Source organism: Vibrio sp. Of7-15 (genome assembly GCF_022347565.1).
Lineage (GTDB): Bacteria > Pseudomonadota > Gammaproteobacteria > Enterobacterales > Vibrionaceae > NORP241.
The window spans coordinates 1-24,826 of the sequence record NZ_JAKRGH010000007.1; the positions used below are offsets into that span (position 1 = coordinate 1).

A 24,826-nucleotide genomic window follows, 5' to 3' on the forward strand; every position below is an offset into this window, starting at 1 on the left:
CTTTATGTTGCCATCAAGAAAGTTCTGCCAGTAATCGGGGTTACGAATAAGCTGGTTATTCACCACCAAATACAGTTGTTCGTTGTCAATCATGATGGTACCTGCGTTATGTTGTGTGCAGGTCACAGGGTCGATGGTGTTGGCGTGGCTCCACGAAGAAGAAAGGAGCAGGGAAGTGAATAAAATAGATTTAAGTTTCATAATTCAACGGCTTATTAATAAACCATATGCATTATATTGATATTCAACTTAAGGGGAATGCAAAGTTTATAGATTGGGCTTTAATTATCCATTTATTCAATCTGAGTCACATAAATTCGATTATTTAGTCTATAAATCAATCGTTTGTGGCTAGTGATGAAGTCGAGATAGTGAAGGGCTTGTGAAACATAAAGGCAGCTCTTCTAAAAGTTGCCTTTATTATGTGGTTTTCTTATGTCTTACTTATTGATTGTTTTTTCATTTATTACTCTTTGACTGAGTTGCCCCTTAGTAAAAACCGCCATTTTTCATGTGGCTGAAGAGCAATACGCCTGCAATCACGAGTTCTAACACTAAAGGTGGAACAACGGCTTTATCAAACCCATCGAAAATCAGCCCTACAACTCGGCCAACAGCCACGGCGATCATTAGAATGGCCACGAAGAAATACCCTTCGGTGTTGCCTGACGTCAGCCCCAGTACCAGAATGGCAACGCTGGCTAAAAACAAGCCTCCCATGACTGAGCGAATGGTATTCAGCCCTGCTTTGCCAATGGGTTCTAGCGAGAAATTCGTGACCATTTTTTGTGGTGCAAACATCGACATGATGCCAAGCCCGCTTAGCATTACAGTAACAAGGCCAACAAGAATTTGTAGTGTAGTGTCCATTATGGTTTCCTTTTATATTTATATTTATATTTATATTTATATTTATATTTATATTTATATTTATATTTATATGACTATTTGATGTCTGAGTTACGAAAATTGTTGAATCGCTTGGCGGGCGTTGTCTTGTGCGGTGGTATTGCCAAACGAAGGTTCAATCGTGAGCTGATCCACCACCGGGCCTGTGGGTGAACCAGCGTGGCTTGCGTAGAAATGGCCACTCTCGAACCTTGGATCAAACAGTCCTTCTAAGTAACGTTTGGCCCCTTTTTCTACGCTGTGCATCATGCCGAACATGGGCATAACAAGGCCGCCGACGTATTTAAAGAACAGTTTTTTGAGGAAGGGTAAATCGTCCATGCCGTTGGTGCCTGTTGTGCCGCCCGGGCTCATGGTGACAAAGCGAAGATGCGGATGTTGCCTTGCCATGGATGCCATCCATAACGTGCCTGTCAGTTTTATGGTGCCATAGACATCGAGTGGATCGGCTTTTGAGCCAAATTTGCTGCCATTGGCGATGGAAGCGAATTCTTCGATGGAGGAGCTGCTTAGCTCGGGTTTCGCCACGCCCATTTTGGGTATTCCTCTGGCGGTTTCTGAGCCAGCGTAAAGAATGGTGGAGGTAACAAGCTGACGTTTTATTAGCTCTTCAACCAGCACCACATGGCCTAATACGTTAGAAGCAAAGATGTTGGTGACGCCGTCACTGGTGAGTGCGTGTGGCGTTCGCCCACCAGTGCCGCCCGCATTTAATACTACGGCATCAACAGGGGATGTCATTGCGGCTACTGCATTGCGAACGGATGTTGAATCTGACACATCAAGGATGATGATTTCAAAAATATCTTTTCCTGTGGCTGCGACGAGTTGGCTTTTGGCATCGTTGGCTTTGTCTATATTTCGACAGCCCAAGTAAATTTTGTTAATGCCTTCTTGTGAGGCTAATTGGCGAGCCGCTTCGAAACCAATCCCAGCGTTCGCGCCAGTAATTAGAACGGTTTTAATCGTATTCATGTTTGTTCCCATTAGTGTGATTGTTGGCATGGGATTAAGTTATCACCATTGAAAAATGAACTGTATACGGGTAAAAGTGGACACAGTGTTTCAAAAATGAACCATAGGTGACTCAGTGCTAAACAATGAAAGTTTTGCCTTCAATTGGGATGATCTGAAATTTTTTCTCGCTGTTGTTCGAGCCGGAACCTTACGCGGTGGAGCCGAGAGCATTCAGGTGAACCATACCACCCTCACTCGCCGTCTTTCGATCATGGAGGAGCGGATTGGAAGCCGTCTTTTTGATCGCTCTAAGCAAGGGTTAGTCCTCACTCAGATAGGGGAAGAGTTATTGCCTTATGCAGAGAGAGTGGAAGAAGAGATGACATCGGCCTCCCGTATGATCATCGGTCGAGATGCCGATCCGGTCGGAACCGTTTATGTTTCTATGCCTCATGGTATGGCAATGACGTCTATCATGGATGATCTCGCCCTTTTTTCTGAGCGTTACCCTGATATTACCCTTAACTTACAGTTTGGGAATGAGATTGCTAATCTGCATCGCCGTGAAGCTGATGTGTCTATTCGAGTAGCTAATGATGTGTATGACGATGCGGTTGGCCGCAGGCTTGTGCAGATGTCTCAAGCGGCTTATTGCACCCGTGAATACGCCGAACGAGTGAAAGACAACGGCGGAGAAGGGCTGCACTTTATTGGTTGGCATGAGCCGGAAGGGGATCTGACCGCAAAGTGGCTAAAAGAGAGCTTCTACCCTAAAGCGACCCTGAAACACCGAGTTTCGGAGCTGGTTCCTTTACTTTCCTTGGCAGCTTCTGGGCTTGGTATGGCTTATTTAGCGTGTAACCTCGGCGATAGACACCCCAACCTTGTTCGAGCACCTTTTCAAAAGCCGTTGCCTTATCGCAGCATTTGGTTGTTACTTCATCGCGATTTGCGTCGAACTGCGCGAATACGCTGTTTGGTTGATTTTTTAGCAGAGCAAATCCAGTCGCGGGAAAATGAGTTTTGGGTGACAGGAACCGTCCCACATGCGATGAAGGATAATGGTTAAGTGTAAACAGTCGTTACGATGTGATGGTGGCGGGTAGGTCATTCTGCGTATTGTTAGATAACATCGGCAAAAAGTATATCAATTTTGCCATGAGGTATATCAATGTATGTTTTGGTTAAAAATATCACTTATTTAGGGTGATTTTCGGTTTTGTAATGCATTCATATCCCCTAAAGTGAGCCCATAACCGCTTAGGAGAGGCTTCTAAGTGTGAAACCAGTGAATAGATAACTCTGCACAAGGAGAGAAAGATGAAAGTTAGTTTTATCGGTTTAGGTACGATGGGTTTCCCAATGGCAGGTCACCTTGTGAAAGCAGGGTTTGACGTGACTGTGTTTAATCGTACTCATGAAAAGGCCTTAGCGTGGCAGGAGCAGTATCAAGGCTCAGTGGCGACATCGGTGCAAGAGTGTGCTGAAGGCGCTGATGTGGTGATCACCTGTGTAGGCAATGACGATGATGTACGAGAAATGATCACTGGGCCAAATGGCGCATTAGCGGTGATGGCGGAAAACACCATTGTGGTTGATCACACAACAACGTCAGCGACTTTAGCAGAAGAGCTTGCAGCAGCCTGTAGCGAAAAGAAGGTCGATTTTATTGATGCGCCTGTATCTGGTGGTCAAGCGGGTGCTGAAAATGGCTGTTTAACCATTATGTGTGGTGGCGAGCAAGCGGTATTCGATAAGTTAGATTCAGTATTTAACGCTTACGGAAAATCGTACATTTTGATGGGCGAAGTGGGCCAAGGTCAGCGCAGCAAAATGGTGAACCAAGTCTGTATTGCTGGTGTTCTGCAAGGGTTATCAGAAGGCTTATTACTGGCTGAAAAATCGGGCTTAGATATTGCGAAGTTAGTAGACGTGCTAAAAAATGGCGCGGCAGGCTCTTGGCAAATGGAAAACCGCGCAGTGACCATGGCGGAAGATAAGTTTGATTTTGGCTTTGCGATTGATTGGATGATCAAAGATTTAGGGATTTGTTTAGATGAATCTCAACGTAAGGGGCTGGAGCTACCATTGGCGGAAAAAACCAATAATGCGTACAAAGCGTTATCAGAAGAAGGCTTTGGCAGAATGGATACCTCTGTGCTGATTAAATCGCTTAAAAAATAATGTGTCTATCTTCACGTGCTTGCGCCCAGTAATTAGCCTAGTCATTAAGAGCGAATAAATAAAAACCGCAGCTTCTTTTGAGGCTGCGGTTTTTCACTTTTCTATGGAAGAGATTTGAGTTACTTAGATAGCGTTACACTTTAAATTTGGACATTTCTTCATTTAAATCAATGACCTTATTTTTTACATTCTGAGACGTTTCATTAGCGTCTTTACAGTTGTTGGCCACGCCATCTGCGGAATAAGAGAGCTGGTGGATCAAATCGGCTAAAGATTGAGTCACGCTGGATTGTTGCTCGGTTGCCACTGCTACGTCACTGACTTTCTGTGTTGCGCCTTGAATATGTTGCATGCTGTCGAGTAACACGGAATTGGTGGTGGTGGTTTGTTCAATGCCTGATTGCACTAAGGTTTGGCTGCGGTTGATGGTATTAACCACTTGCCCTGTGGAGTTCTGGATGGCATTCACAATGGTGTTGATCTCAGAGGTGGATGAGGTGGTATGCTGAGCCAACAAGCGAACTTCATCGGCAACAACGGCAAAACCACGGCCTTGCTCTCCGGCGCGAGCGGCTTCAATGGCGGCATTGAGCGCCAGTAAATTGGTTTGTTCGGCTAATTGCTCAATCACTTCCGTCACTCGCTCGATTTTGTCACTTTCATCATTCAGCTTTTGTACCATGTCGTTCGCGTGATTGATGGCGTGGTGAAGCTGTTCTACCGTTGCTTTATTGTCTGTGAGTGCTTGCTCGCCTTTAGCCAATAAACTTTCTGAAGTTTGTAAATCTTGAGAGGCTTCTTGGGTGTTATTGGCGGTTTCGTTCGCCGTGACCGACAGCTCTTCAATGGCAGTGGCAATGGAGCTGATTTTCTGAGTTTGTGCCACGACCTCGTTACTGGTTTTGTTATTGGTTTCGAGTAAAACAAGCATGCTGCTGTCTACGTCATCGGCTCTGTCTGTGACGCCTTTCACCAGCGAGGAGAGAGACAAGCTCATGCGGTTCATGGCGGCGACCAAAGTGGTTATTTCATCAGCGCCTTTGTCGGCCAGAGGTTGGCCAGCCACGTCACCATGAGAAATGTCTTCGGCACGTTTAGCGACCAAATTTAAGCGTCGTCCTATGTTGCTGCCTAACAGTTTGGCAATAACCATAGAAGCTAATGTGGCTAATAACGCTGTAACAAATAGCGTCCAGACCACCGAAGTGACGCTGGTGCCAATGGCATTGCCGCTGTGCTCAGCATGGGTTTGTTGTTTGCTGACGATATTCTCTAACGTGGCAGCTAACTGATTAGCCGCAGGAATGGTGTTTTGAGCCATGTGGTAATTGGCTTGGTTCCAATCAGGGGCTTGGCGTAAACTGATCACTTGATCGGCCAACGGAAAATAGAGCTGCTGCATCTCTTTGAAAAGCTGCCATAAGGTGAGATCACTGCCTGCTAACAAGCTTTGTTTACTTTCAATTTCAGCCACAGATTTATGATGATTCGCAATCAGTTCTTGGTATTTCGCTAGGTATTCCTCTCGGCCATAAAAAAGGTAGTCGCGCAGGGCAGAAAGGGCATTGGCTAATGAGTTGTAGCTATCGGCATACAGTTTAATTAAGCGTTTTCGCTCGCCCCCTGTTTGATTCCTTTCTTCATCATTGAGTAAGCCTTGCAGTTGATCTAAAGCCACCTCAGCAATTGGGGCCGCTTCATTTAAGAGCAAAGCGTGCGCAGGCAGGTTTTCTTCACTGTGGGCAATCTCGGCCACTTGGTTCTGGCTGGCTACCAGCGTTTGCCATTGGGTTTTTACTTGGGAAAAATCATCGTGGCTTAAATTGCTTTGTAGCGTTGGCAGTACTTGATCTACGTATTGAGTGGTTTGGGTTAGCTCTGTTTTTAGGTTGTCGGCAAGGGTTTCATCGGATCCCAGTAACATATAAGCACGCAGTGATGACATGGATGCCTGTACTGATTGCTGCAATGAACGGCTGGCATCGACCGTGGGTAAATCGACAGAAAGAAGGGAGTTTGCATTCTCTTCAACTTGGTTAATGATGTTATACACCGCGACCGAGGCGCATAAATACAGTGACGCAACCAGCATAAAACTGAGCGTAAGCTTCCTTGCTATCGGTAATTTCATTTTTTATCACTTTTGATACAACATAGTTTGGTTAACATAATGTTAAAAAATGATTCGGTAAATAATTAACGTATTTTGCGACTCATATTTTCTTCTTAGTGTTGGACAGATCAAGATTTGAGAGGTGTGAATAAGCAACGAAATGCTCAGAAAAAAGCCCCCACTCAGAGGTATGGACGAGAAGATTGAGTGGGGGGAGAAATGGGATTACAGCTTAGAGCACGTTTCCGTCTGCATCGGTGCCGATTAAGACGTTATTATCTGGGTTGTCGGTGACTTCGTCGGCAATCCAAGGAGCAAGGCAGGCTCTAGAGGTTGCACATTCATCGGTCAGTGCGTGGAGGAAAGCCACTAGCTCACCCACTTCGCGATCATTCAGGTTCGCTCGTTGCAGTAACGAAGTATTGTTCTGTTGCTCTGCTCTGAGTTTATTCAAAGCTAATTCAGAATTGGCAAAAGAATCGGGGTAGAGGGCATCACAGTCGGCGATATTTTTAAACTGAGGGAGCTGACACCAACGTGCGTTTTCAAAGAAGTTTTCCACACTGCGGCTTGGGTTACGGTAATGTCGCACCACTTGCTCAAGGCTTTTGTAAGTGCCTGCGTGGCCATAAGGGGCGGTGAGCGCTATATTCAGTAAGCTTGGGGTTCTGAAACGGTAGCGATCGTCGGTATTGCCTGTGACTCGCTCTCGGCCAAAGTCATCGTTATTTCCGTCTCCATTACCTGGACCAAATTGAGGGAAAGCAACAGCGTGATGGCGACCATCACTAAACAATGTACCGTTATGACAAGCAGCACAGCCAGCGCCCCTTTCGTTGTTTGGGCGGAAGAATAACAGCGCACCACGTTTTTGCTGATCGCTTAATGCGGTTTGATCGCCATTTAAATACTGCTGCCAAGGCGAATCGATAAACAGCATAGAACGTTCGTATTCGCCAATAGCATGGGCAATGTTTTCATAGGTAATGAGGGTTTCAGCGTCATCGGCGCTGCTAAAAGCGGTCTGAAACTCTTGTAGCCATTGATTCAAGCTCAGCTCGCCTTGTCTAATGCCATAATCACCAATCCGAGCAGCCAAATGAGCACGGATTAAATCGTTACTGCTGCCATTTTCAAAGCCGTCTGTTTTCATTTCATCCGTTGACGTTACTGGGAATCTGGCTTGAGCGGTGGCCAAATTGGCTCCTGCATTGGCATCACCAATACCAAAACCTGAATCTGGCGTACTGATGCCAGAAGCGGCCCCATTTTCTCCGGTTTCTTTGCCTAAACTTTCAATACGAGAATCCCAAAATAATCCTGTGTCCCACAAAACAGTATTAAAGATGGTTGGGCTGTTGCGGGGTACAGAGGGTAAACCACTGCGGTTTACGCGTCCGTTTCCCAACACTTCTGGTTGAATCGCTTCAACCCCGATAGGCAGCGCTAGTTCATCGGCACCGCCTAAAGTCGGGTGGTGGCAACTGGCACAGGCGGTATCTAGCCCTCCTCCTAAACTTTTACTGAAAAACAATTTTTTACCCAGTTGAGCGGCTGGAGACGTGATGTCTGGCACGCTTCTTCCTGCCAGCGGTTCGGCATCCAGATTCAGGGCAGTGATCAGTTCTGCAAGGGCTTCATCCAATACTTCATCGCTATTATTTGGTGGGTTTGCCCCTGGAGGAGTGGCGGCAGGTGTATCCAGTACCGCTGCGTTTGCATCAGACGTCTGCGTGTCGTTATTGGAGCCACCGCCATTACAGCCTGCCAACATCACGACAGAGAAAGCCAAAGTTAAAGCCAGCTTAGGTGGGGGAGTTAGTATTGTGGTTATCATGGTCACCTCCTGTAACGTTTTTGACAGTTTAGGAAGTAAATGGGCAGGCTTTGCACAAACAATAAGGAATAAATGTGCAAATTAGGCAGATGGTTAGCTTTTTCCAGTCGGCTAAAAGTGGCGTAAATATAGCGGTAACCCTATCTTTATACATATCAACAGCGCATTAGGCTGCGGGCGAGAGTATTAGGAATGGTGAAAAAAACGGGGAAAGTGTTGGTCTTCTTAATGATGGCTTTTTTGTGCGTTTTTTCGGTTAAAGCCAGCGAAAAACCTGTCATTGTTTTAGCTGGTATTGAAGATTATGCGCCTTACAGTTTTACGGTGAATGATCAACATACAGGGATTTATGTTGATCTCATGACAGAGTTATTTTCACGTATTTCGTACCCTATTCATATCAAACTAATGCCGTTTAATCGTGTTTTACATGAAACGAGAACAGGCACGGTATCGGCTGTGTTCGGAGCCTATTGGACATCAGATAGAACCACGTACGCTACGTATGTTGAAGAACCTCACCTTGCCACTATTTCTGTTGCGCTTTTTGTGCCGAAAGGAAGCTGGATTAAGCAGGCCACTATTGAAAATGTAACCGGTGCCGTTATTGGTTATAAAATGGGTTTTGCCATGCCCGTGGAGTACGATGCCGCCGTAGAAAATGATTTGTTTATTAAAACAGAAGTGCGCACGGCAGAGCGATTAGTGAAAATGCTGCTTGCTAAACGTTTAGATGGTTTTATGCATACCATAGGGCAAAGCCAATATTACATTGAGCAATTAGATAAAAAGCAAGAAATACAACAAGTTTCTCCTCTTGTTTTTGATGAAAGGTTTACTTATTTAGCCTTTTCTAATGAGGCGCTAAAAACGTTACCAGAAGAGCTTTTACCTTTAATCACTCAAGCGTTATCTACGATGGTGCAAGATGGCACATTTGCTTCTGTCTATCGTAAATACAACTTGTCATATGTCGCCGAAAAATAGTTACAGATTTGGCTTAGGGTTCTGTACCGGTAATGGCAGAAAAGAGATATTGGATTCTACAGGGCTGCAATGACGGAAGTGATACAGAGAACGCTGGCGTATTACACAAAAGCGCTTAGTCAACTCAATAGAGGAACTGGCGATACAGGCGTGGTTTTTAGGTAAAGGCAGTTTGATGATTTCATTGGGTTGGTTTTTTAGGCTGACATTAATGAAGTGACGCTTTTCTGGAAAATAGTACACCGATGAAAAAGAGACAATATTGCCATAGGCGGTTTCTGCGTTTGGTGCGCACAGAAAAATCACTAACCAAAGTAGTCCCCCTGAGAATAAAGGAATGAGTGCCAGTTTAAACATCGTTACTTTCACACTTAAATACTCAATAAGTTGCACTTAAGTTAATTATGATAAATAAATGAGAACTTACAATGCGTATTACATAGGTGGGAAGATAATGAAAACGGTTTTAATTACTGGCGGTAGTAAAGGAATCGGTTTGTCGGCAGTGCTTAGATATCAAAAACAAGGGCATAAGGTGATCACGTGTTCTCGAAACACACAAACTTGGAATGAGGCGGTTACTCGGTTTCCTGAATTAGCCAATGTTGATTTTCAATCAGTGGACTTAGCAGATAACACGCAAGTCGAGCATTTTTTCGATCACATTCGTGAGCAGTACTCTGTGCTCGATATTGCCATTAATAACGCCTCGCCTAAATTGGCGTCAGGCGGGGTATTTAGTGAAGTGCCTGTGGATGCGCTTTTTAGCACGTTGCAATGTGATTTTTGGGCTCATGCGCTGTGCTTAAAATATGAGTTACAACTGATGAAACAAGGCAGTACGGTGGTGAATGTAAGTTCGGTGAATGGTTTTCGGCCCACACCAAATGCGGCCATGTACAGTGCGTCTAAGCATGCCATTGAAGGGCTAACTCATTCTGTAGCCTTAGAAGCCATTAAACAAGGTATTCGAATTAATGCGGTTTCTCCAGGTGTTACATGGACACCTCGTTGGCAAGATAGAGTGACGCAGAGTCAGCCAGGGCTAAAAGAAGAGGTCGAAGCGGCTGTGCCATTGGCGCGTTTTGCTAATACTGATGAGATAGTGAATGCCATTGAATGGTTGTGCTCAGATCAATCAAGTTATGTGGTGGGTCATACTTTAGTGGTCGACGGTGGATTATCTCTCGCGTAATCGCGACAATAAGCGCATTATCAACACACTTTTCATTTTTTAGTTTTAGAGAAAGGATGCCTGTTCATGCAGTTGGATTTTTCAGCATTATCACCAACCGAAATTTATCATTTAGTTACCCAAACCGTGATTCCTCGTCCTATCGCTTGGGTACTGACCGAATCGGCAGAAAAGTCTTATAACCTCGCGCCATTTTCTTACTTTACGCCTGTTTCTAGTAACCCGCCGTTGCTGATGTTTTCGGTAGGAAAAAAGCCAAATGGTGAGCTGAAAGACACGGCGAAAAATGCCATTGAGAAAGAAAAAATGGTGATCCACATTGCTTCAGAAGCGCAAGCGGAAGCCGTAACAAAAACGGCGGCAACCCTTGAACACGGTGAATCTGAAGTGGTGCAAGCCGATCTTAAAACCGTGGAATTTGACGGTTTTCCATTACCGCGTTTAGCCGATTGCAGTGTGGCCTTTGGTTGTACCTTATACGAAGTGAAAGAAATTGGTGGGGTACCACAAACGCTAGTGTTTGCCCAAGTAGAAACCGTGTATTTAGCAGAGTCTGTAGTGGGTGAAGACGCTAAAGGGCGCTTGTCGTTAGATGCTACTAAGATTGCACCACTTGCTCGGTTAGGTGGTGGCGAGTACGCCCCTATTGGTACGCCGTTTGCGATTCAACGCCCGAAATAAGCGTGGTTTGAGGTAAATCTTAATATGGCCTTTGCAGTTCAATTTGCAAAGGCTTTGTTTTTTGGGGTCAAAAGAAATTAGTTATTATGTATTAGCTTGGTATAACCGATTTGTTATTGTGAATTATGAAAGGTAAACGGCAGAGGCAGAGAATAGGTGATATTTATAAAATTGTTTATATGTCTCATAATGTTGGCGACATAATGTCATTCTTTTTGTTAATATGAAACATTATGTAACTAGATGTAATGAGCAGTAGTGAGTATTATTAATCGTCAACTACCAAGTATTAAGCAATTACAGTGTTTTTTAGCTGTTGCGGAAGAACTAAGTTTTAGAAAAGCCGCTGAACGACTCCGAATGACTCAGCCACCTCTTACACGACATATAAAATGTTTAGAAGATATATTAGGGTGTGAGCTGTTATCGAGAAATACTCATAAAGTGCATCTTACTGATGCTGGAGCCAAATTAGAACGTAAAGCTTCTGCTTTGATAGAAGAACTTTCACTGCTAACGAATGAATTAGCAGAGGTCAAAACGAGCTTACGTATAGGGTTAACGAAAACCCTTAACTTTAATAATATTCCTATCTTATATAATAAAATTTCTGAGCTTCTGAGTGACGATGAACTAGCGATTCAAAGGTTAAACTCAGAGCAGTTATTACGATCACTTTCTAAAGGTCAAATGGATATTGTGATAACAGGAGAGAAAAGTCTATGTAGTACATATAATTATGATTTTCATTGGTTATACCGAGAACCGTTGTTGTTGGCTATGCCATCTTCTTATGTCGACCCTTTGAAAGCAAAAGTGTCATTAAAAGAAGTGGGTGATCTGCCTTTGTTTTGGTTTTCACGCAAAGAAAACCCTGTTTTTTATGATAAATGTGAAGGATATTTTTCAAAACTTCCTTACTCTATTAAAAGGGTAAAAGAGCCAGAAGATTCACTTGTTATGCTTTCTGCGATAGCCTTAGGGAAAGGTATGGCATTAATGCCCGCATCCATGTGCACTTTTACTCAGGAAGGTTTAACGTATAAACCTCTTATAGATGAGGCTCAAAAAGTATTGAATATTGATGTTTATGCTGTTGTCTCTAAATCAGAAGAAAGAGAACATGTTTTAGAAGGCTTGAACAGCCTAATAGATAAAGTTTAATAGGACGTCTTGTGACTGCTTCTAATCGCCTTGATCCTAGCTTGATCTAATTGTTCACCAAATTCGAAATAGGGCTCATTTTTTATCAGGTATGAGGTTGTGCTCCCTAGAGCTTTTTTGCTATTTCAAATTTGGCTTTTAATGAAAATTTAATTAATAGAGAAGGGCTAAACGTTAACCCCTTTCATTCCTTCTTTATTGTATCTACTACCCTTTATTATTACGTCTTTGTGAATATTATCTAATATTGATACGTCAGCAGGCTCTAATATGATGTTCGATGCATTAGAATTTTCAATTAAATATTTTTCAGTCTTTGTTCCTGGAATAGGTACAAGCTTATTGTATTTGGCTAATAACCAAGCAAGAGCGATTTGCCCAAGTGTGGCGTCGTATTTACTTGCTAAGGGTTTGATTTTTTCTAGGAGCTGACTATTGTGGTCTAAGTTTTTTTGTAAAAATCTTTCATTTGTTTTCCTAAAATCGCCATCAGAAAAACTGTCGTTATTTTTATAGGCTCCAGTTAAAAAACCACGCCCTAGTGGAGAATAGGGAACCAATCCTATATCTAAAGACTTAACGACAGGAAGGATTTCATCTTCAATATTTCGTGTCCATAGAGAGTACTCTGTTTGTAACGCCGAAATGGGGAAAACAGAGTGGGCTTGTTTGAGTGTTTCTGCTGATACTTCGCATAAACCTATATGTTTTATTTTACCTTGCTGAACTAGCCCAGAAAGACATTCCATACTTTGTTCGATAGGTAATTCTTTATCTATTCGATGCAAATAAAATAGATCAATTTGCTCTACACCTAGGCGCTTTAGTGATTCATTACAGCATTTAGTAATGTACTCTGGTGTGTTGTTAATACGCCTTGCATACGCAGCATCAGCAGAGCGCTCAATACCACATTTAGTCGCTATTTTAAATTGATGTCTGGTATTCAGATCTAGGCTTGAAAGGAAGCGGCCAATGAGTTTTTCATTATGACCACGGCCATAAAAATCAGCGGTATCGATGAAATTTATCCCTAAGTCTATTAACTGATTAAGTACTTTTAAGGACTCTTTTTCATTAGTGTTACCATAAAATTCACTTAGTCCCATAGCGCCATAGCCAATAGAACTTGTTTGTAGACCTTCTGCAATATACCTACTATTCATATATCCTCCTTCTATAGTGAAAATATTATTTCATCATTTTTTTTGAGGCTGAATTGCTATGTAAGCAATACCAATTCGGTATTACTGGGAATTATGTTGTAGTGATAAATTGGCTTTGTTTCCTAAATCGTATTCGGTTTAAAGTGTTACCGTTCGGGAGGAAATTTAAGCAACAAGCTATTGATCATGTATCTACACTATAAGAGGTGTTAGAAGCATTGGTGCTGCGGAATATGAAGTTTTATCTATTCACTGTTTTCATTTCTTTATCCCTTATTTCTGTTTGTCGTGCCGACACGATCACGATCACTGCCGATGAATGGTATCCCTATAATGGGGCACCGAATTCAACTTTACCTGGCTATGGTATTGAAATTGCAGAGCATATTTTTAGTCGACATGGCCATTCAGTTATGTACACGGTGCGCCCTTGGGAGCGAGCCATTTCCAGTACTCGGCAAGGAAGGTTCAACGCCATCATAGGCGCCTTTTTAGAAGATGCACCAGATTTTGTTTTTCCATCGCAAGAGTTTGGGCGGGCCCAAAACGCTTTTTTCATCAACAAAGAGAGTGCTATTGAAACGATCTCTGGCATACACGATTTGAAAAATTTACGGATTGGGGTAATTAAGGGATATAGCTATGGTGATGAGTTAGATGCGTTTTTAGTCCGTAATCCAAAGAGTGTTTATTATTCACATGGGGCAAGCCCTCTAGAACCATTGATTAAGTTACTGCAACAAGGCCGGTTAGACGTTGTTATTGAGGATCAAAATGTATTCTGGCAACAGACAAAATTAATGGAAATCAATGGCGCTTTTCGTGCTGTTGGTTTGCTAAATGATGGAAATCGAGTTTATATCGCTTTTTCTCCTAATCACGCTAAATCTAAAGAATATGCAGATATTTTTACACGTGGTTTGATTAAAATGCGGGAAACAGGCGAGCTGCACAAAATTCTTAGTAAGTATGGTCTTAGTGATTGGCAGTAGCATACCCCTTTTTGAGTATTGAACTCATCTATAATAATAGAAAATGGCTTGGTTAGGTGAGGCTGTTATGGACGTTAAAGGTTATAAAAAAACTGACATACCTCCTAAAATCCTCAATGATTGGCAGGAGTTATTGAACCATATTGCTTTAGAAGCGGGCATTCCTGCGGCTTTGATTATGCGGGTGTCTGATGAAAATATTTCCGTGTGTGTGAGCAGCAATACAGAAGGTAACCCCTATAAAGTTGGAGACAGCGAGTCCTTAAAAGGGGAGTTGTATTGCGAAACGGTGATTGCCAATCAGCAAGAGTTGTTAGTACCTAATGCTTTAAAAGATGTGGATTGGGACACTAACCCGGACATCGCTCTGGGGATGATTTCTTATTGCGGTTTGCCTGTTAACTGGCCGACAGGGGAAGCTTTTGGCACCATATGTATACTGGATAACAAAGAAAACCATTATTCAGATAAACAAAGAAACTTACTCAGTTTATTCAGAAAGATGGTTGAAAGTAATCTCGATGTTTTTTATCAAAATCAGACGCTAGAAAGTAAGATTTTACAGCGTACTACCCAGCTAGAGTATGTGAATAAAAAACTGGCTCAAACGATAGATCAATACGCCGCAGAGAAAGAGATTTCGAACCTACAAAAATACCGAGACTCGTTTACTTGGTTGCCAAACTTATCCCAGCTAGAGAAGTTTTTTAATGATCATTTGAAGCAGTCGGAGCCAAAGCTGTCGGTTATCTCTTTACGAATCAACAATTATGCGCAGCTTAGAGAGGAGCTCGGCTTAATAGATAGCCAAAAAGTGACCATTTATGTCAGTAAGCAGCTGACGTTTATTTTGCCGAGCACCGTGTATTTAGCATCAGTATCAGATGAAGAAATATGCATTCTCTTTTTATGCGATAACCAAGAGTACGTAGAAGAGACTATTGAAATCGCAGAGAAGTTGTCTAAAAAGTTGAATAAAGAAGTAAGCATACAAGACAAAAAAGTAGTGCTATCGGTTAGTCTTGGCGTTTCTATATACCCGCAAGACTCTGAAGACTTTATGCCTTTGGTTAGAAAGGCCAATTCTGCCTCGATTCACTGTCACATTGATAATAAAGGATACCAATTCTTCAATAGAAGGATGACCTCTGACTTAAGCCAAAAACACCAAATTGAGATCCAGTTGTCCAGCGCGCTGCGTAATAATGAGTTGTCACTTTACTATCAACCACTGGTTGATGTCGAAAGCAATAGGGTGATGGGGGCAGAAGTTCTCCTTCGTTGGTATAGCCCGATGTTCAGCTTACTTCTTCCTGAGTCTTTTTTATCTGTTGCAGAAGACTCGAAGCAAATTATTGAAATCGGGTATTACTCATTACGGGAGTCGGTTCAGCAACTTTCTAAATGGCAAGCTTTGTATGGAAAAGAGTTTTATCTTTCTATTAATTTATCACCTGTTCAATTATTAGATGAAAGTTTGCTAAGTAAAATTAAATACTTGCTGGAACTGTATGAAGTGAATGCGTCATCCATTGAAGTCGAGTTCCAAGAAAGTATTCTTTATCAGAACGAGGAGCGGTTTCTACAAACGTTAAGTAACATTCAGGGCCTAGGTATTAACATCTCTTTGGATAACTTTGGTTCAGAGTCGTCGTCACTCAAATATCTACATGCATTACCTATTTCCACTTTAAAAATAGAAAGACAGTTGATCAGTAGCCTTTTTAGCCCTCAAAACACCCAGAAAATCACGTCGGCGATCATCTCTATGGCTAATAATCTAGAAATCAACGTTGTTGCGAAGGGCATTGAAACGAAAGAGCAGGCCGACTTTGTGAAAAAATGCGGCGGTAATATTTATCAAGGGTTCTATTTTGGAAAGCCCGTGAATTCCAATGACTTCTATGCAAACTACCTTTCTGCGAACGATAAGCTTGAATAAGACGTGCAAAGATAGGAATACAAGGGCTTTGTTAGGAATGTTTAGATGTTTTTATTTATGAGTGCTTTACAACTTATATTCGAGAATTTCACCCTCTAATGCCATTGGTATGAGAAGTGTATTTTTCTTTTGGGAATAAAGCAGATCGCCAGCACCACGAGGAACATCGAGGATCTGTTGTGATTCACCATTGGTTGTTACTGAATACACCGCACCTTGTTTCCAGTCAGATACGATTAAATTGCCTTGCTTGTCGACTTGTAAGCCATCTAAATTGCCCAGTGGCTTTTGGGTAATGGCGGTGATCGTTTTAGTATTTGGGTTTACTTTTAGAATTCGCCCAAATGGTGCTTCAAGAGGGTTGGCATCATTAAAGTAGCCCCATGCCGCAATGTAGAGCTTGTTATCAATAAATTGTAGGCCGTTTGGGTTTTCGATGGCAGGAGTGTCTAGCCAAGTGGTGATCTGACCGTTTGTTAACTTGTAGATGGTGGAAGTGAACATGTCTGAAACGTAAACATCACCATTACCATCAATCGCGACATCGTTTAGAAATTCGGCATTTTTAGGTTGGTATTTGGTTACTTGCCCTGAAGCAAGATTGATGTCGACTAAATACTCCATATCGCTAACAAAGAGGTGCTCCCCTTTAATCGCGATGCCTTTTGGGTTCTCCAACCCTTTTGCGATGGTTGCAATCAGTTGATAATCGGTGTTTAAAGCAACGATAGAGCCGTCTCCCGGTTTGTCACCAGCTTGAAGAGACACAAAGTACACCCCTTTGCTTTCATCAAAGACAATCGACTCTGCTCCAGGTAGGTTTGGCACGGTATTGATCAATTGTGGGGCCGCTGCTGCTTGCGTGGACAGAAGAATGGATGTCGTAATGGCCATGGCTAATTTTTTCATTATATTCTCTTAGTTATTTTGTTGGCTTAATTGCTGGGGGAATAATAAGAGAATGACAATTGTTGATATATGCGGCATTAATCAAATATCTGTTTCCATATTACAACAATGATAGGGTGGGTAAGAGAGCCGTTAGTGAGGATAACGGGCTCTCTAAGGGAATGATGAAGATGCAAACGTGAAGTTTAGGGTACGAGACAAGGTGTAAAGTTATAATCTGATGGAATGATAACCACGCCTTTGTCTGAAATTTTAAAACGCATAGCATCAAGCTTTGGATCTACGCCAATTTCTATTCCAGCGGGTATCGTAACGTGTTTATCGATAATGCAGTTTTGTACGTAGGCATTGTCTTCTATGATGACGCCTTCAAAAAGAATGCTATTTACTACCACGGCGGCATTTTTAATGGTCACTTTAGGGAATAAAATGGAATTCTGAACTGATCCTCCTGTGCTCACGACACCGTTAGCAATAATGGAGTTAATAAAAATGCCTTCATTGCCTGTAACAGATGATACGGTGCGAGCAGGGGGGAGCTGTGGTTCATAGGTGCGAATCGCCCAATCTTGTTGGTACAAATCCATCGGCGGTGTGGGTTGCAGCAAATCCATATTGGCTTGGTAATAGGAATCAAGGGTGCCCACATCTCGCCAGTAAGCATCTTGGCTTACTCGGCCCTCTTTTCCACCAAATTGGTGTGCGTAGACGTGGCCTTGATCGATCAGTCTAGGGATGATGTCTTTACCGAAATCGTGGTTGGAGTTGAGTTGAAGGTTATCGTGCTCTAATGCGTTGATGAGTGCTTTGGTGGTAAACACATAAATGCCCATTGAAGCCAAACTCTTAGTCGGATCTTCGATTAAAGGGGTTGGGTTTTCGGGTTTTTCACAAAACGTGAGAACTCGCTGGTTCTCATCTATTTGCATTACACCAAATTGTTTGGCTTCCTCTCTATCGACTCTCATGCTGGCAATGGTGACATCTGCCCCTGTTTCTTTGTGGCGTTTTATCATTGGTACATAGTCCATACGATAAATATGATCACCAGAAAGCACCACCACGTATTTGGCCTCGCTGCGTTTAAGTAGGTAAAGATTTTGGTAAATGGCATCGGCAGTGCCTGTATACCAGCTGTCACCGTTGCGCATCTGTGGTGGAACGTTCGTGACATATTCTCCAAGCTCTGGGTTGAAAATAGACCAACCGTCGCGCAAGTGCTTTTGAAGTGAATGTGACTTATATTGAGTTAAGACTAGAATACGTCGAAGGCCAGAATGCAGGCAGTTTGTTAAAGTAAAATCGATGATGCGGTATTTACCACCAAAAGGAACAGCGGGCTTGGTTCTATGATCGGTGAGTGGGGATAGTCGAGATCCTATTCCACCAGCTAAAATTACGGTTAATGCATCGTGCATCATCAAAAACCTCCTTAACAACAAAAACAAAATAGGAGCACTACAAGTTTTACGCCAATGTGCAATCACTTGATAACTATAGCCGCTTGGGCGAAATAAGCGGGCATTTGCACTAATATGGTGAAAATAAAATGGTTATTGCACTAAATTGGAATGGCAGAAGCAGAAAGGGAAGCAAGGGAAAGAAACAGGCCGCCCATGAATCCATCATGATGCATCGACGGCCGATTTTAGTGTTTGTGATTAATGGCTAGAAGTTACCCACCATGTGCCATTGTTGGGATTAAAGTTGGCAATATCATCTTTACCATTACCAGTGAAATCCCCTGCGACTTGGGTAGTCCAGCCTGAGTTATTGTTGTAATCACTGAGCACATAGGTGGAAAAGTCATCTTGCTGCGGCAGAGATTCACACATTCCCCATTTACCTGTTGTGGTCCGGTAGTTGGCAATATCACTTTCGCCATCACCGTTAAAATCGCCGACGATGTGAGTCTTCCAACCATCTTCATGATGGTAATCCACCCATTTGGTTGTGGTAAATTGACTGCCATTGGAAAGAGAAACCCACCACGTAGCATCGTCGGAATTAAAGTTAGCGATGTCATCTTTGCCATCAGCGTTAAAGTCGCCGACTAAGCGTGCGGTTAAGCCACTGAAATCAGAAAAGTTATCCCATCGCGTGGCAGAAAAAGAAGATCCACTGCTGACACTGACATACCAGCCGCCTTGCTCATTATCAAAATGCGCCACATCATCTTTGCCGTCGCCAGTAAAATCACCCGCTAAGTGATATGTCCAACGAGTAAGATCGCTGGTTCGTCCCCACTTTGTCATGTCAAACGTATTGCCATTTGAAAGGGTTACCCACCAATCACCGTCTTCTAAGCTCATGTGAGCAAAATCATCTTTGCCATCGCCATTAAAGTCGCCCAGTAGCGACGTTTGCCAGCCAGATCCTCCTTGTGAACCTAAGTTTTTCCATAACGTGGTTTCGAAGCTGCTGCCCGTAGACAGGCCAACCCAAATGTTATAGTTGGTGCTTTCGACATAAGCGATGTCATCTTTACCATCGCCATTAAAATCGCCGACATGGAAAGAAGTGATGTCGTGGCTAGTGTCGTTCGTTTCCCAATGAGTGGTAGTAAAGGCATTTCCCGTAGAGCGAGACACCCACCATTTGGCATAGAGTGGATCAAAATTGGCAAGGTCGTCTTTACCGTCACCATCAAAGTCCCCCACAAGTTGGGCATCCCAGCGATCATTGTTACCAAAATCATCCCACTTTGTCGTGGTGGATGGGTAATCGATAAGCACATCCGTAAACAGAAGCTTGTTGGGGGAGCCGGAGCCAGTACTCGATAGCTCACCTAGAGTGGCGGCATCCACTAATGAATTTCGAGCAACAGAAGGCGACACGGTTGGTTTTGTTTGCAAACCCAGAGCTAAAGTGCCAGAAACAAAGGCGGCAGACATGGAGGTGCCACTCATAATCGAATGAGAGCTATTTGAGTTCTTCCAAGCCGATTTAATATCCGTTCCAGGGGCAAAAATATCTAAACATGAACCTTTATTAGAAAAGCCGGAACGAACATCGCTGCTGGTGGTTGAACCAACGGTAATGGCATTAGGTACTCTGGCTGGCGTTTCGTTGCAGGCGTCTGAGTTATTATTGCCTGCGGCGGCGACAGCGGAGATATTGTTCTGGATTAACGCATTAACGGCATTATCAATCGCGAGATCTGAGGTTACGCCGCCAAAACTCATGTTGACGATGGCAGGAGAGGTAGCGTTGTTCAAAACCCACTCTAGCCCTGAAACGATAAGATCTGAGCTTGTTGCACCATCACAGTTAATGATTCTAACGCCGACAAGGTTAACATTCTTTGCGACTCCACCAATGATCCCCGCCACGTGTGTGCCATGGCCGTGACAGTCAGAGGCATTGGCATCATTGCCAACAAAATCCCAGCCGCTGGTTGCTCGGCTGTTAAATTCCGAGTGAGACATACGAATGCCTGTATCCAGAACATACACGGTGACACCTGTGCCATCTCGATCTGAGGTGTAGCTATTATCGGTAGGTAAAAAGCGCTCGTCGATCCTATCTAACCCCCACTCTGGATTTACTTGGGTGCTGGACATGGATATCACGGGGGAAAGGGCAAAAGTTTGGTTCTGCTGGATGTACTGAATATGCTCACTTTGTGCTAGCTGTTGTGCCTGCTTTGGTGTGGCTTCAATCAAAACACCATTAAGAGATTGTGGATAGCGTTTTAATACACTGAGTTGATGTGAATCAATTAACGAATCTAGGTATTCTGATTCTGTCCCCGCGTAACTTAACGGCCTTGGTTGAAAGGCGACTAAATATTGATGAGTTATAGCCTTGGTTGGGGCAGCTAGGTTTAGCTTATTGGGGATTTCGGCGGCAAGTAAAGATGAGCTGAACCCAAGGCAGCATGAGAGTATCAGTGGGCTACCGCTGTGTTTGAATGACCACATAATAGAACTCCTTTCAGTGAACGTGGTTTATAGCGTGTGCCATTCAATATATTGACTTTGCACTCTGTTGTACATCTCTTATTTAGTAGAAATATCTTTTTCTTTCAGTGATTTGCTTTATGAATGGGTTGTGGTTAAATAAATCTAGTTGCGTCAAAATTAAGATAAATAAATTATAAATATGATTTTTAGTCGTTATAATTTAACGGTGTTTTATTTTTTGTGACTAAAAAACGAATGTTAAAGATTGAGCTGTATAAACTAAGAAAACAGTCAGGATTTACCCTAATCGAACTTATCGTTGTTATTGTGATTCTTGGCATAGTGTCTGCTGTGGCCGCCCCGTATTTTTTGAATGTTCAGTCTAATGCCAGAGTAGCAACATTGAATGGCTTTATTGGCTCGTTTAATGCCGCGGACAGCTTAGTGATGGAAAAAGCGATGATTGCGGGTGTAGACAACAGGCCCGGAGAAGTCACGATTCCTCATACGGATATAAAGCTTCAAGATGGTTATTTGAGTATTGCGCCTGAAAATATTAACAATGTTATGAATGTGGATGGTTTGATGATGTCGGCATCCGAAAAAAGTGATATTCCGAGTACTTATGTCTATTTTGGGGATAAGGAGTTGACCTTTAAAGAAATCGCATCACAGCGTTGCTTCGTGCATTTATCTCGATCGTTAACCGTCACATCAGAGGGTAAGAAAGCCGTCGGCCCAATTGTTATTCGACGTTTCTTTGAAGGTTGTTAGTAGGGTAACGAATAAAAAATATATATTACTAATATTTGAAGTTATAATTTCAAAAATTGTTGTAATGCCATGAATAATATAAGAATATTGTTTTTATATGGTATTCTTATATTAATTTTTTAGTAGGCAATAATGAAGTACTTGTCTTTAATCCCTGTTTTGTTAGGTCTGTCTAGTAGCGTATATGCTGGGTGGTTTTCTGGTCCTCCTCCTAAGGTAACATCATTTTCTATTGTAAATAGTGATGTGCTTGAGCTCTGTTTTGATAAGCCATACTACAAAGAGTTGTTACTTTATTCTTTAACTTTAACTAGGGATGACGGGAGCAAGTTACACATCCCTAAAAGGTATAAAGAGGTTTATGGTTCTGACGAGAGAGCTGAAGATGTATGCTATGGAATCTCAGTATCCAGATTTTTCAGTAGCCTGCACTCTCATCGAACAACGCTGGATCTCAATCTTTACTCGTATGCCTCTGTGGAGGTATCTGTTGCAGTAGCTAAAGGCCGACACCGGAGCCAAAGGAGTACGGTTGATGAAGAAATCTTTAATAAGACTTACCGTTTGCCTCATGAGTCTCCATTCGATAGGCTGACTGATTGCGAGTTTGCAAATCATATTATCGTGCGAGCCAAGGTGTTAATGGATACTGTTGTTCAGTTTTATGAAAGACGGGCATCATACGATGAAATAGCACATTGGCATACTTACGTCTATAAAAAGGAGATCAGGAATTTATACATGGATTTAGATGTGAATAGAGAATTACAAAAAAAGCAGGGGCGGGAGTTATCAAATAAAATGTATGAAGGTTTTGTTAAGAACCTTTATCCTGTAATCAGAGAAATTAAGTATTCTGCACAAGTTCAACTGTTCCCATTGCCGGCACTTCAAGAAGCGTATCAGCCTATAAACAACACCTTGTCTTACTTTTTAGAGCAATGTAGTGAACCATTAAACATTCCTTTATCTGGCACTAAATAGCAAGATTAAAACAGACGAGGCTTGGTGACTTTTATTCAAAATCACCAAGCCTTTTTTGTATTATGCCAGACGGTACTTATTGGCTAACCAACAAAACGCCATAGTCAGCTCTGGTGATGGTTTGGGCGTACACATCACCATTGTCTGCGTCAAAGCTCATTACTCGGCTCTCACTTCCCACTGGTGTTGCACTCCAAAGAACGGTCGTAGTATTACCAAGTTCGTAAGTAAAAGCACCAGGGAAGGCTTTTTCATTGACTGCCGGGTGGTAACAAGCGGCTTCTTTTAAACTAACCAGTTCTTTAATGTTTGGTAAGCGCCATTCCTCTTTACCACCAAATTTATGCAGCGGGTGAACTGTGCTTTTATTAATTGCTTGAACGTCGTTCAGGGCAGATTGCCAATACATACCTGTTGCCGTGCCATCGCAAGTCATTTTGTCTTGGTTCCACTCCTTGCCAAGTGGGCAACGCATCCAAGTTAAGTTGGTTTTTAGGTCAAGGATTGTGCCGTTATTATTATCGATAAAGCGGGTATTAGGTGCGGTAGAAGTAAAATCTGTTGAGCACTCTTGAGCAATCACGGCTGTGGCTGGCAATACAGATAAAGCAGAAATTAACAGTAAACGTTTCATTATTTTTTACCTTCTACAGAAACTAAACGAGCAGGAAATAGGTACGAGTAATCATTGTCTTGTGGTGTTTTATCTGAATAAACTTGAATGCTGGTGATCTCCCCACGTACCGCTCCACGGGCTTTCACGTAATTAAAGGCTTTTTCTCCTTCAACGTATTCACCGTATTCTGGGTAATAAAGGCCAGAGCTCCATAGCTCACCTTCTTGCTCACCAATATCAGGGCTGCCAGTAGGTTGATTCGGGAAGTACTTCAGTGTGAACCCATATACTTTACCGTTACTGTCTTTCTCTGTTTCACCAAAGTCGAGTAAGTTATAAATATTGAAGTTGGTTGGTAGCTTCCAGTTGGTTTTACCACAGTAGGCATTTGTTCTTAGATAATCGATGTAATCTTGAGTCGTACAAACGTTATCGCCTGCGGTTTTACAGGTGGCTTCTGCGATGTCTTTAGAAAATGGTGTATGTACACCTGGGATTTCTAATGTAAAAGCACGATCTTTATATTGGATCGAGTTTGCATCGCTGCTTTTCACTTCCCAGACTAGGCCAGTACGCTCATCTCTTACGCATGACCATTCGGTGGCATCATCAGCAACTGGGGTACCTTTGGCGTCTAACTTGGTAAATTTAAAACCGTTGTTGGTGTTTGGGTTTACCTCGGTTTTATCTAAGCCGTATTCCGCGTCTTGCCCTGGGTAGTCTGCTTGTGGTGTTGCTTGTTCTTCTCCTGCATCACTGAAATAGCGTGTTACCCCTGTGTCATTAAGAGTCACGTTGTATAGCGCTGATTTGGTATCCGTGATCATTTGTGAGATTTCAGCTTCACTTGGTGATTGAGCTGTTAACACCGCTTTGTTGTCAATAATGGTGCTGCTGATAGCCGCTAAAGTTAAGTACGCTTCGTTAGCGGGGATCTGGTTCGAAATACTTACCATGTTCGCTTCGATAGTGGCTAAGCTACTGTCAGTTGTATTGCTAAGCAGATCGTTTGGCGGTGTAATACCGATGACAGTAAGGTTATCTTTTAGCTTGGTTTCAGCCTCGGCTAAGGTTAAACCATTTTCCATGGAGCCCGCTAAAAGAGTCGTTACACCATTAATGATGTTGCCTGTGGTTTTTTTCTGGCCCGGTGCCGCTAGGGTGGCAGTATTTTGGCTTTCAGCACTGTTGGCTGCCTGTACTGAGCGGTGGCTTGCAGCTTGTACACCTGTGTTGGCATTGGTGACTAATGGCGCGGTTAAAATATTCTTATTTAAACTGGTGATGGTAAAACGGCCATTTTGTGCGGTTGCGCTTGGATCGCTACTGTCACAAATAAAGTTATGGTTTAAGTCGGCACACACCGTGCTGTCTTTTGCTACTGCTGAGGTAATTTCGCCACTTACTGAGTAGGTTAGATCCGCGGTGTTGTTACCAGAGCCAGAATCTGAGCCATTACAGCCTGTGAGTGCCAGCGCGACGGCTAGGGAAGTTAATTTATATTTCATAGG

Annotated in this window: 21 protein-coding genes and 1 pseudogene; 10 read left to right on the forward strand and 12 right to left on the reverse strand. The window is 42.8% G+C overall.

What is annotated here, in order from left to right; genetic code table 11:
• From MHO82_RS09775 to MHO82_RS09785, 3 genes and pseudogenes are all read right to left on the reverse strand, one after another.
• Nucleotides 1-201, reverse strand: a pseudogene (locus tag MHO82_RS09775) (hypothetical protein); the annotation flags it as partial.
• A 288-nt stretch (nt 202-489) separates the two neighbouring features.
• Nucleotides 490-870 (reverse strand): DUF4345 family protein, encoded by a 381-nt coding sequence (locus MHO82_RS09780; RefSeq protein WP_239183758.1) that lies wholly within the window; start codon nt 868-870, stop codon nt 490-492.
• Between the two features lie 90 nt (nt 871-960).
• Nucleotides 961-1,884: an SDR family NAD(P)-dependent oxidoreductase gene (locus MHO82_RS09785; RefSeq protein WP_239183759.1), complete on the reverse strand. Its 924-nt coding sequence runs from the start codon at nt 1,882-1,884 to the stop codon at nt 961-963.
• A gap of 115 nt (nt 1,885-1,999) precedes the next feature.
• Here MHO82_RS09785 and MHO82_RS09790 point away from each other — a divergent pair, with 115 nt between their 5' ends.
• Both MHO82_RS09790 and MHO82_RS09795 read left to right on the forward strand, forming a co-directional pair.
• A complete protein-coding gene (locus tag MHO82_RS09790) occupies nt 2,000-2,935 on the forward strand; it encodes a LysR family transcriptional regulator (RefSeq protein WP_239183760.1) in 936 nt (311 codons plus the stop codon).
• A gap of 251 nt (nt 2,936-3,186) precedes the next feature.
• The gene (locus tag MHO82_RS09795) at nt 3,187-4,050 is read left to right on the forward strand and encodes an NAD(P)-dependent oxidoreductase (RefSeq protein ID WP_239183761.1); all 864 of its coding nucleotides are present in this window, start codon (nt 3,187-3,189) and stop codon (nt 4,048-4,050) included.
• 133 nt (nt 4,051-4,183) lie between these two features.
• Here MHO82_RS09795 and MHO82_RS09800 read toward each other — a convergent pair whose 3' ends face one another.
• Entirely contained in the window at nt 4,184-6,181 is a 1,998-nt protein-coding gene (locus MHO82_RS09800; RefSeq protein WP_239183762.1) for a methyl-accepting chemotaxis protein, read from the reverse strand.
• Nucleotides 6,182-6,395: 214 nt separating this feature from the next.
• Entirely contained in the window at nt 6,396-8,000 is a 1,605-nt protein-coding gene (locus MHO82_RS09805; RefSeq protein WP_239183763.1) for a cytochrome c peroxidase, read from the reverse strand.
• 192 nt (nt 8,001-8,192) lie between these two features.
• Here MHO82_RS09805 and MHO82_RS09810 point away from each other — a divergent pair, with 192 nt between their 5' ends.
• A complete protein-coding gene (locus MHO82_RS09810) occupies nt 8,193-8,987 on the forward strand; it encodes a transporter substrate-binding domain-containing protein (protein ID WP_239183764.1) in 795 nt (264 codons plus the stop codon).
• On the opposite strand, the gene MHO82_RS09815 is transcribed toward MHO82_RS09810, so the two are convergent.
• Nucleotides 8,988-9,344 (reverse strand): hypothetical protein, encoded by a 357-nt coding sequence (locus MHO82_RS09815; protein ID WP_239183765.1) that lies wholly within the window; start codon nt 9,342-9,344, stop codon nt 8,988-8,990. It lies immediately after the preceding gene.
• A 97-nt stretch (nt 9,345-9,441) separates the two neighbouring features.
• Here MHO82_RS09815 and MHO82_RS09820 point away from each other — a divergent pair, with 97 nt between their 5' ends.
• From MHO82_RS09820 to MHO82_RS09830, 3 genes are all read left to right on the forward strand, one after another.
• The gene (locus MHO82_RS09820) at nt 9,442-10,182 is read left to right on the forward strand and encodes an SDR family oxidoreductase (RefSeq protein ID WP_239183766.1); all 741 of its coding nucleotides are present in this window, start codon (nt 9,442-9,444) and stop codon (nt 10,180-10,182) included.
• A gap of 66 nt (nt 10,183-10,248) precedes the next feature.
• Nucleotides 10,249-10,863 (forward strand): flavin reductase family protein, encoded by a 615-nt coding sequence (locus MHO82_RS09825; protein ID WP_239183767.1) that lies wholly within the window; start codon nt 10,249-10,251, stop codon nt 10,861-10,863.
• Nucleotides 10,864-11,121: 258 nt separating this feature from the next.
• On the forward strand, nt 11,122-12,027 hold the full coding sequence (locus MHO82_RS09830; protein WP_239183768.1) for a LysR family transcriptional regulator: 906 nt from the start codon (nt 11,122-11,124) through the stop codon (nt 12,025-12,027).
• 167 nt (nt 12,028-12,194) lie between these two features.
• On the opposite strand, the gene MHO82_RS09835 is transcribed toward MHO82_RS09830, so the two are convergent.
• The gene (locus tag MHO82_RS09835) at nt 12,195-13,193 is read right to left on the reverse strand and encodes an aldo/keto reductase (RefSeq protein ID WP_239183769.1); all 999 of its coding nucleotides are present in this window, start codon (nt 13,191-13,193) and stop codon (nt 12,195-12,197) included.
• A gap of 233 nt (nt 13,194-13,426) precedes the next feature.
• On the opposite strand from MHO82_RS09835, the gene MHO82_RS09840 reads away from it, so the two are divergent.
• Both MHO82_RS09840 and MHO82_RS09845 read left to right on the forward strand, forming a co-directional pair.
• On the forward strand, nt 13,427-14,185 hold the full coding sequence (locus tag MHO82_RS09840) for a transporter substrate-binding domain-containing protein (protein ID WP_239183770.1): 759 nt from the start codon (nt 13,427-13,429) through the stop codon (nt 14,183-14,185).
• Nucleotides 14,186-14,252: 67 nt separating this feature from the next.
• Complete coding sequence (locus tag MHO82_RS09845; RefSeq protein ID WP_239183771.1) at nt 14,253-16,127, forward strand: EAL domain-containing protein; 1,875 nt, start codon at nt 14,253-14,255, stop codon at nt 16,125-16,127.
• A gap of 66 nt (nt 16,128-16,193) precedes the next feature.
• On the opposite strand, the gene MHO82_RS09850 is transcribed toward MHO82_RS09845, so the two are convergent.
• From MHO82_RS09850 to MHO82_RS09860, 3 genes are all read right to left on the reverse strand, one after another.
• Nucleotides 16,194-17,036, reverse strand: a complete 843-nt coding sequence (locus MHO82_RS09850; RefSeq protein ID WP_239183772.1) for an SMP-30/gluconolactonase/LRE family protein — start codon at nt 17,034-17,036, stop codon at nt 16,194-16,196.
• A 185-nt stretch (nt 17,037-17,221) separates the two neighbouring features.
• The gene (gene glgC / locus MHO82_RS09855; protein ID WP_239183932.1) at nt 17,222-18,454 is read right to left on the reverse strand and encodes a glucose-1-phosphate adenylyltransferase; all 1,233 of its coding nucleotides are present in this window, start codon (nt 18,452-18,454) and stop codon (nt 17,222-17,224) included.
• A gap of 243 nt (nt 18,455-18,697) precedes the next feature.
• Entirely contained in the window at nt 18,698-20,959 is a 2,262-nt protein-coding gene (locus tag MHO82_RS09860) for a S8 family serine peptidase (RefSeq protein WP_239183773.1), read from the reverse strand.
• A 222-nt stretch (nt 20,960-21,181) separates the two neighbouring features.
• On the opposite strand from MHO82_RS09860, the gene MHO82_RS09865 reads away from it, so the two are divergent.
• Both MHO82_RS09865 and MHO82_RS09870 read left to right on the forward strand, forming a co-directional pair.
• Nucleotides 21,182-21,715 carry a prepilin-type N-terminal cleavage/methylation domain-containing protein gene (locus MHO82_RS09865; protein ID WP_239183774.1) on the forward strand — a complete coding sequence of 178 codons (534 nt, stop codon included), beginning with the start codon at nt 21,182-21,184 and terminating at the stop codon, nt 21,713-21,715.
• A gap of 132 nt (nt 21,716-21,847) precedes the next feature.
• Nucleotides 21,848-22,699, forward strand: a complete 852-nt coding sequence (locus MHO82_RS09870) for a hypothetical protein (protein ID WP_239183775.1) — start codon at nt 21,848-21,850, stop codon at nt 22,697-22,699.
• A gap of 76 nt (nt 22,700-22,775) precedes the next feature.
• On the opposite strand, the gene MHO82_RS09875 is transcribed toward MHO82_RS09870, so the two are convergent.
• On the reverse strand, nt 22,776-23,333 hold the full coding sequence (locus MHO82_RS09875) for a DUF1566 domain-containing protein (protein WP_239183776.1): 558 nt from the start codon (nt 23,331-23,333) through the stop codon (nt 22,776-22,778).
• Nucleotides 23,333-24,823: a DUF1566 domain-containing protein gene (locus MHO82_RS09880; protein WP_239183777.1), complete on the reverse strand. Its 1,491-nt coding sequence runs from the start codon at nt 24,821-24,823 to the stop codon at nt 23,333-23,335. The genes MHO82_RS09875 and MHO82_RS09880 overlap by 1 nt, the downstream gene beginning before the upstream one ends.
• Between the last annotated feature and the right edge of the window lie 3 nt (nt 24,824-24,826).

Coding starts and splice junctions, on each gene's coding strand:
- MHO82_RS09785 (WP_239183759.1), bottom strand. CDS start 1,884: ATGAATACGATTAAAACCGTTCTAATTACTGGCGCGAACGCTGGGATT.
- MHO82_RS09795 (WP_239183761.1), top strand. CDS start 3,187: ATGAAAGTTAGTTTTATCGGTTTAGGTACGATGGGTTTCCCAATGGCA.
- MHO82_RS09815 (WP_239183765.1), bottom strand. CDS start 9,344: ATGTTTAAACTGGCACTCATTCCTTTATTCTCAGGGGGACTACTTTGG.
- MHO82_RS09875 (WP_239183776.1), bottom strand. CDS start 23,333: ATGAAACGTTTACTGTTAATTTCTGCTTTATCTGTATTGCCAGCCACA.
- MHO82_RS09860 (WP_239183773.1), bottom strand. CDS start 20,959: ATGTGGTCATTCAAACACAGCGGTAGCCCACTGATACTCTCATGCTGC.
- MHO82_RS09800 (WP_239183762.1), bottom strand. CDS start 6,181: ATGAAATTACCGATAGCAAGGAAGCTTACGCTCAGTTTTATGCTGGTT.
- MHO82_RS09805 (WP_239183763.1), bottom strand. CDS start 8,000: ATGATAACCACAATACTAACTCCCCCACCTAAGCTGGCTTTAACTTTG.
- MHO82_RS09835 (WP_239183769.1), bottom strand. CDS start 13,193: ATGAATAGTAGGTATATTGCAGAAGGTCTACAAACAAGTTCTATTGGC.
- MHO82_RS09840 (WP_239183770.1), top strand. CDS start 13,427: ATGAAGTTTTATCTATTCACTGTTTTCATTTCTTTATCCCTTATTTCT.
- glgC (WP_239183932.1), bottom strand. CDS start 18,454: ATGCACGATGCATTAACCGTAATTTTAGCTGGTGGAATAGGATCTCGA.
- MHO82_RS09880 (WP_239183777.1), bottom strand. CDS start 24,823: ATGAAATATAAATTAACTTCCCTAGCCGTCGCGCTGGCACTCACAGGC.
- MHO82_RS09810 (WP_239183764.1), top strand. CDS start 8,193: ATGGTGAAAAAAACGGGGAAAGTGTTGGTCTTCTTAATGATGGCTTTT.
- MHO82_RS09845 (WP_239183771.1), top strand. CDS start 14,253: ATGGACGTTAAAGGTTATAAAAAAACTGACATACCTCCTAAAATCCTC.
- MHO82_RS09850 (WP_239183772.1), bottom strand. CDS start 17,036: ATGAAAAAATTAGCCATGGCCATTACGACATCCATTCTTCTGTCCACG.
- MHO82_RS09825 (WP_239183767.1), top strand. CDS start 10,249: ATGCAGTTGGATTTTTCAGCATTATCACCAACCGAAATTTATCATTTA.
- MHO82_RS09870 (WP_239183775.1), top strand. CDS start 21,848: ATGAAGTACTTGTCTTTAATCCCTGTTTTGTTAGGTCTGTCTAGTAGC.
- MHO82_RS09780 (WP_239183758.1), bottom strand. CDS start 870: ATGGACACTACACTACAAATTCTTGTTGGCCTTGTTACTGTAATGCTA.
- MHO82_RS09820 (WP_239183766.1), top strand. CDS start 9,442: ATGAAAACGGTTTTAATTACTGGCGGTAGTAAAGGAATCGGTTTGTCG.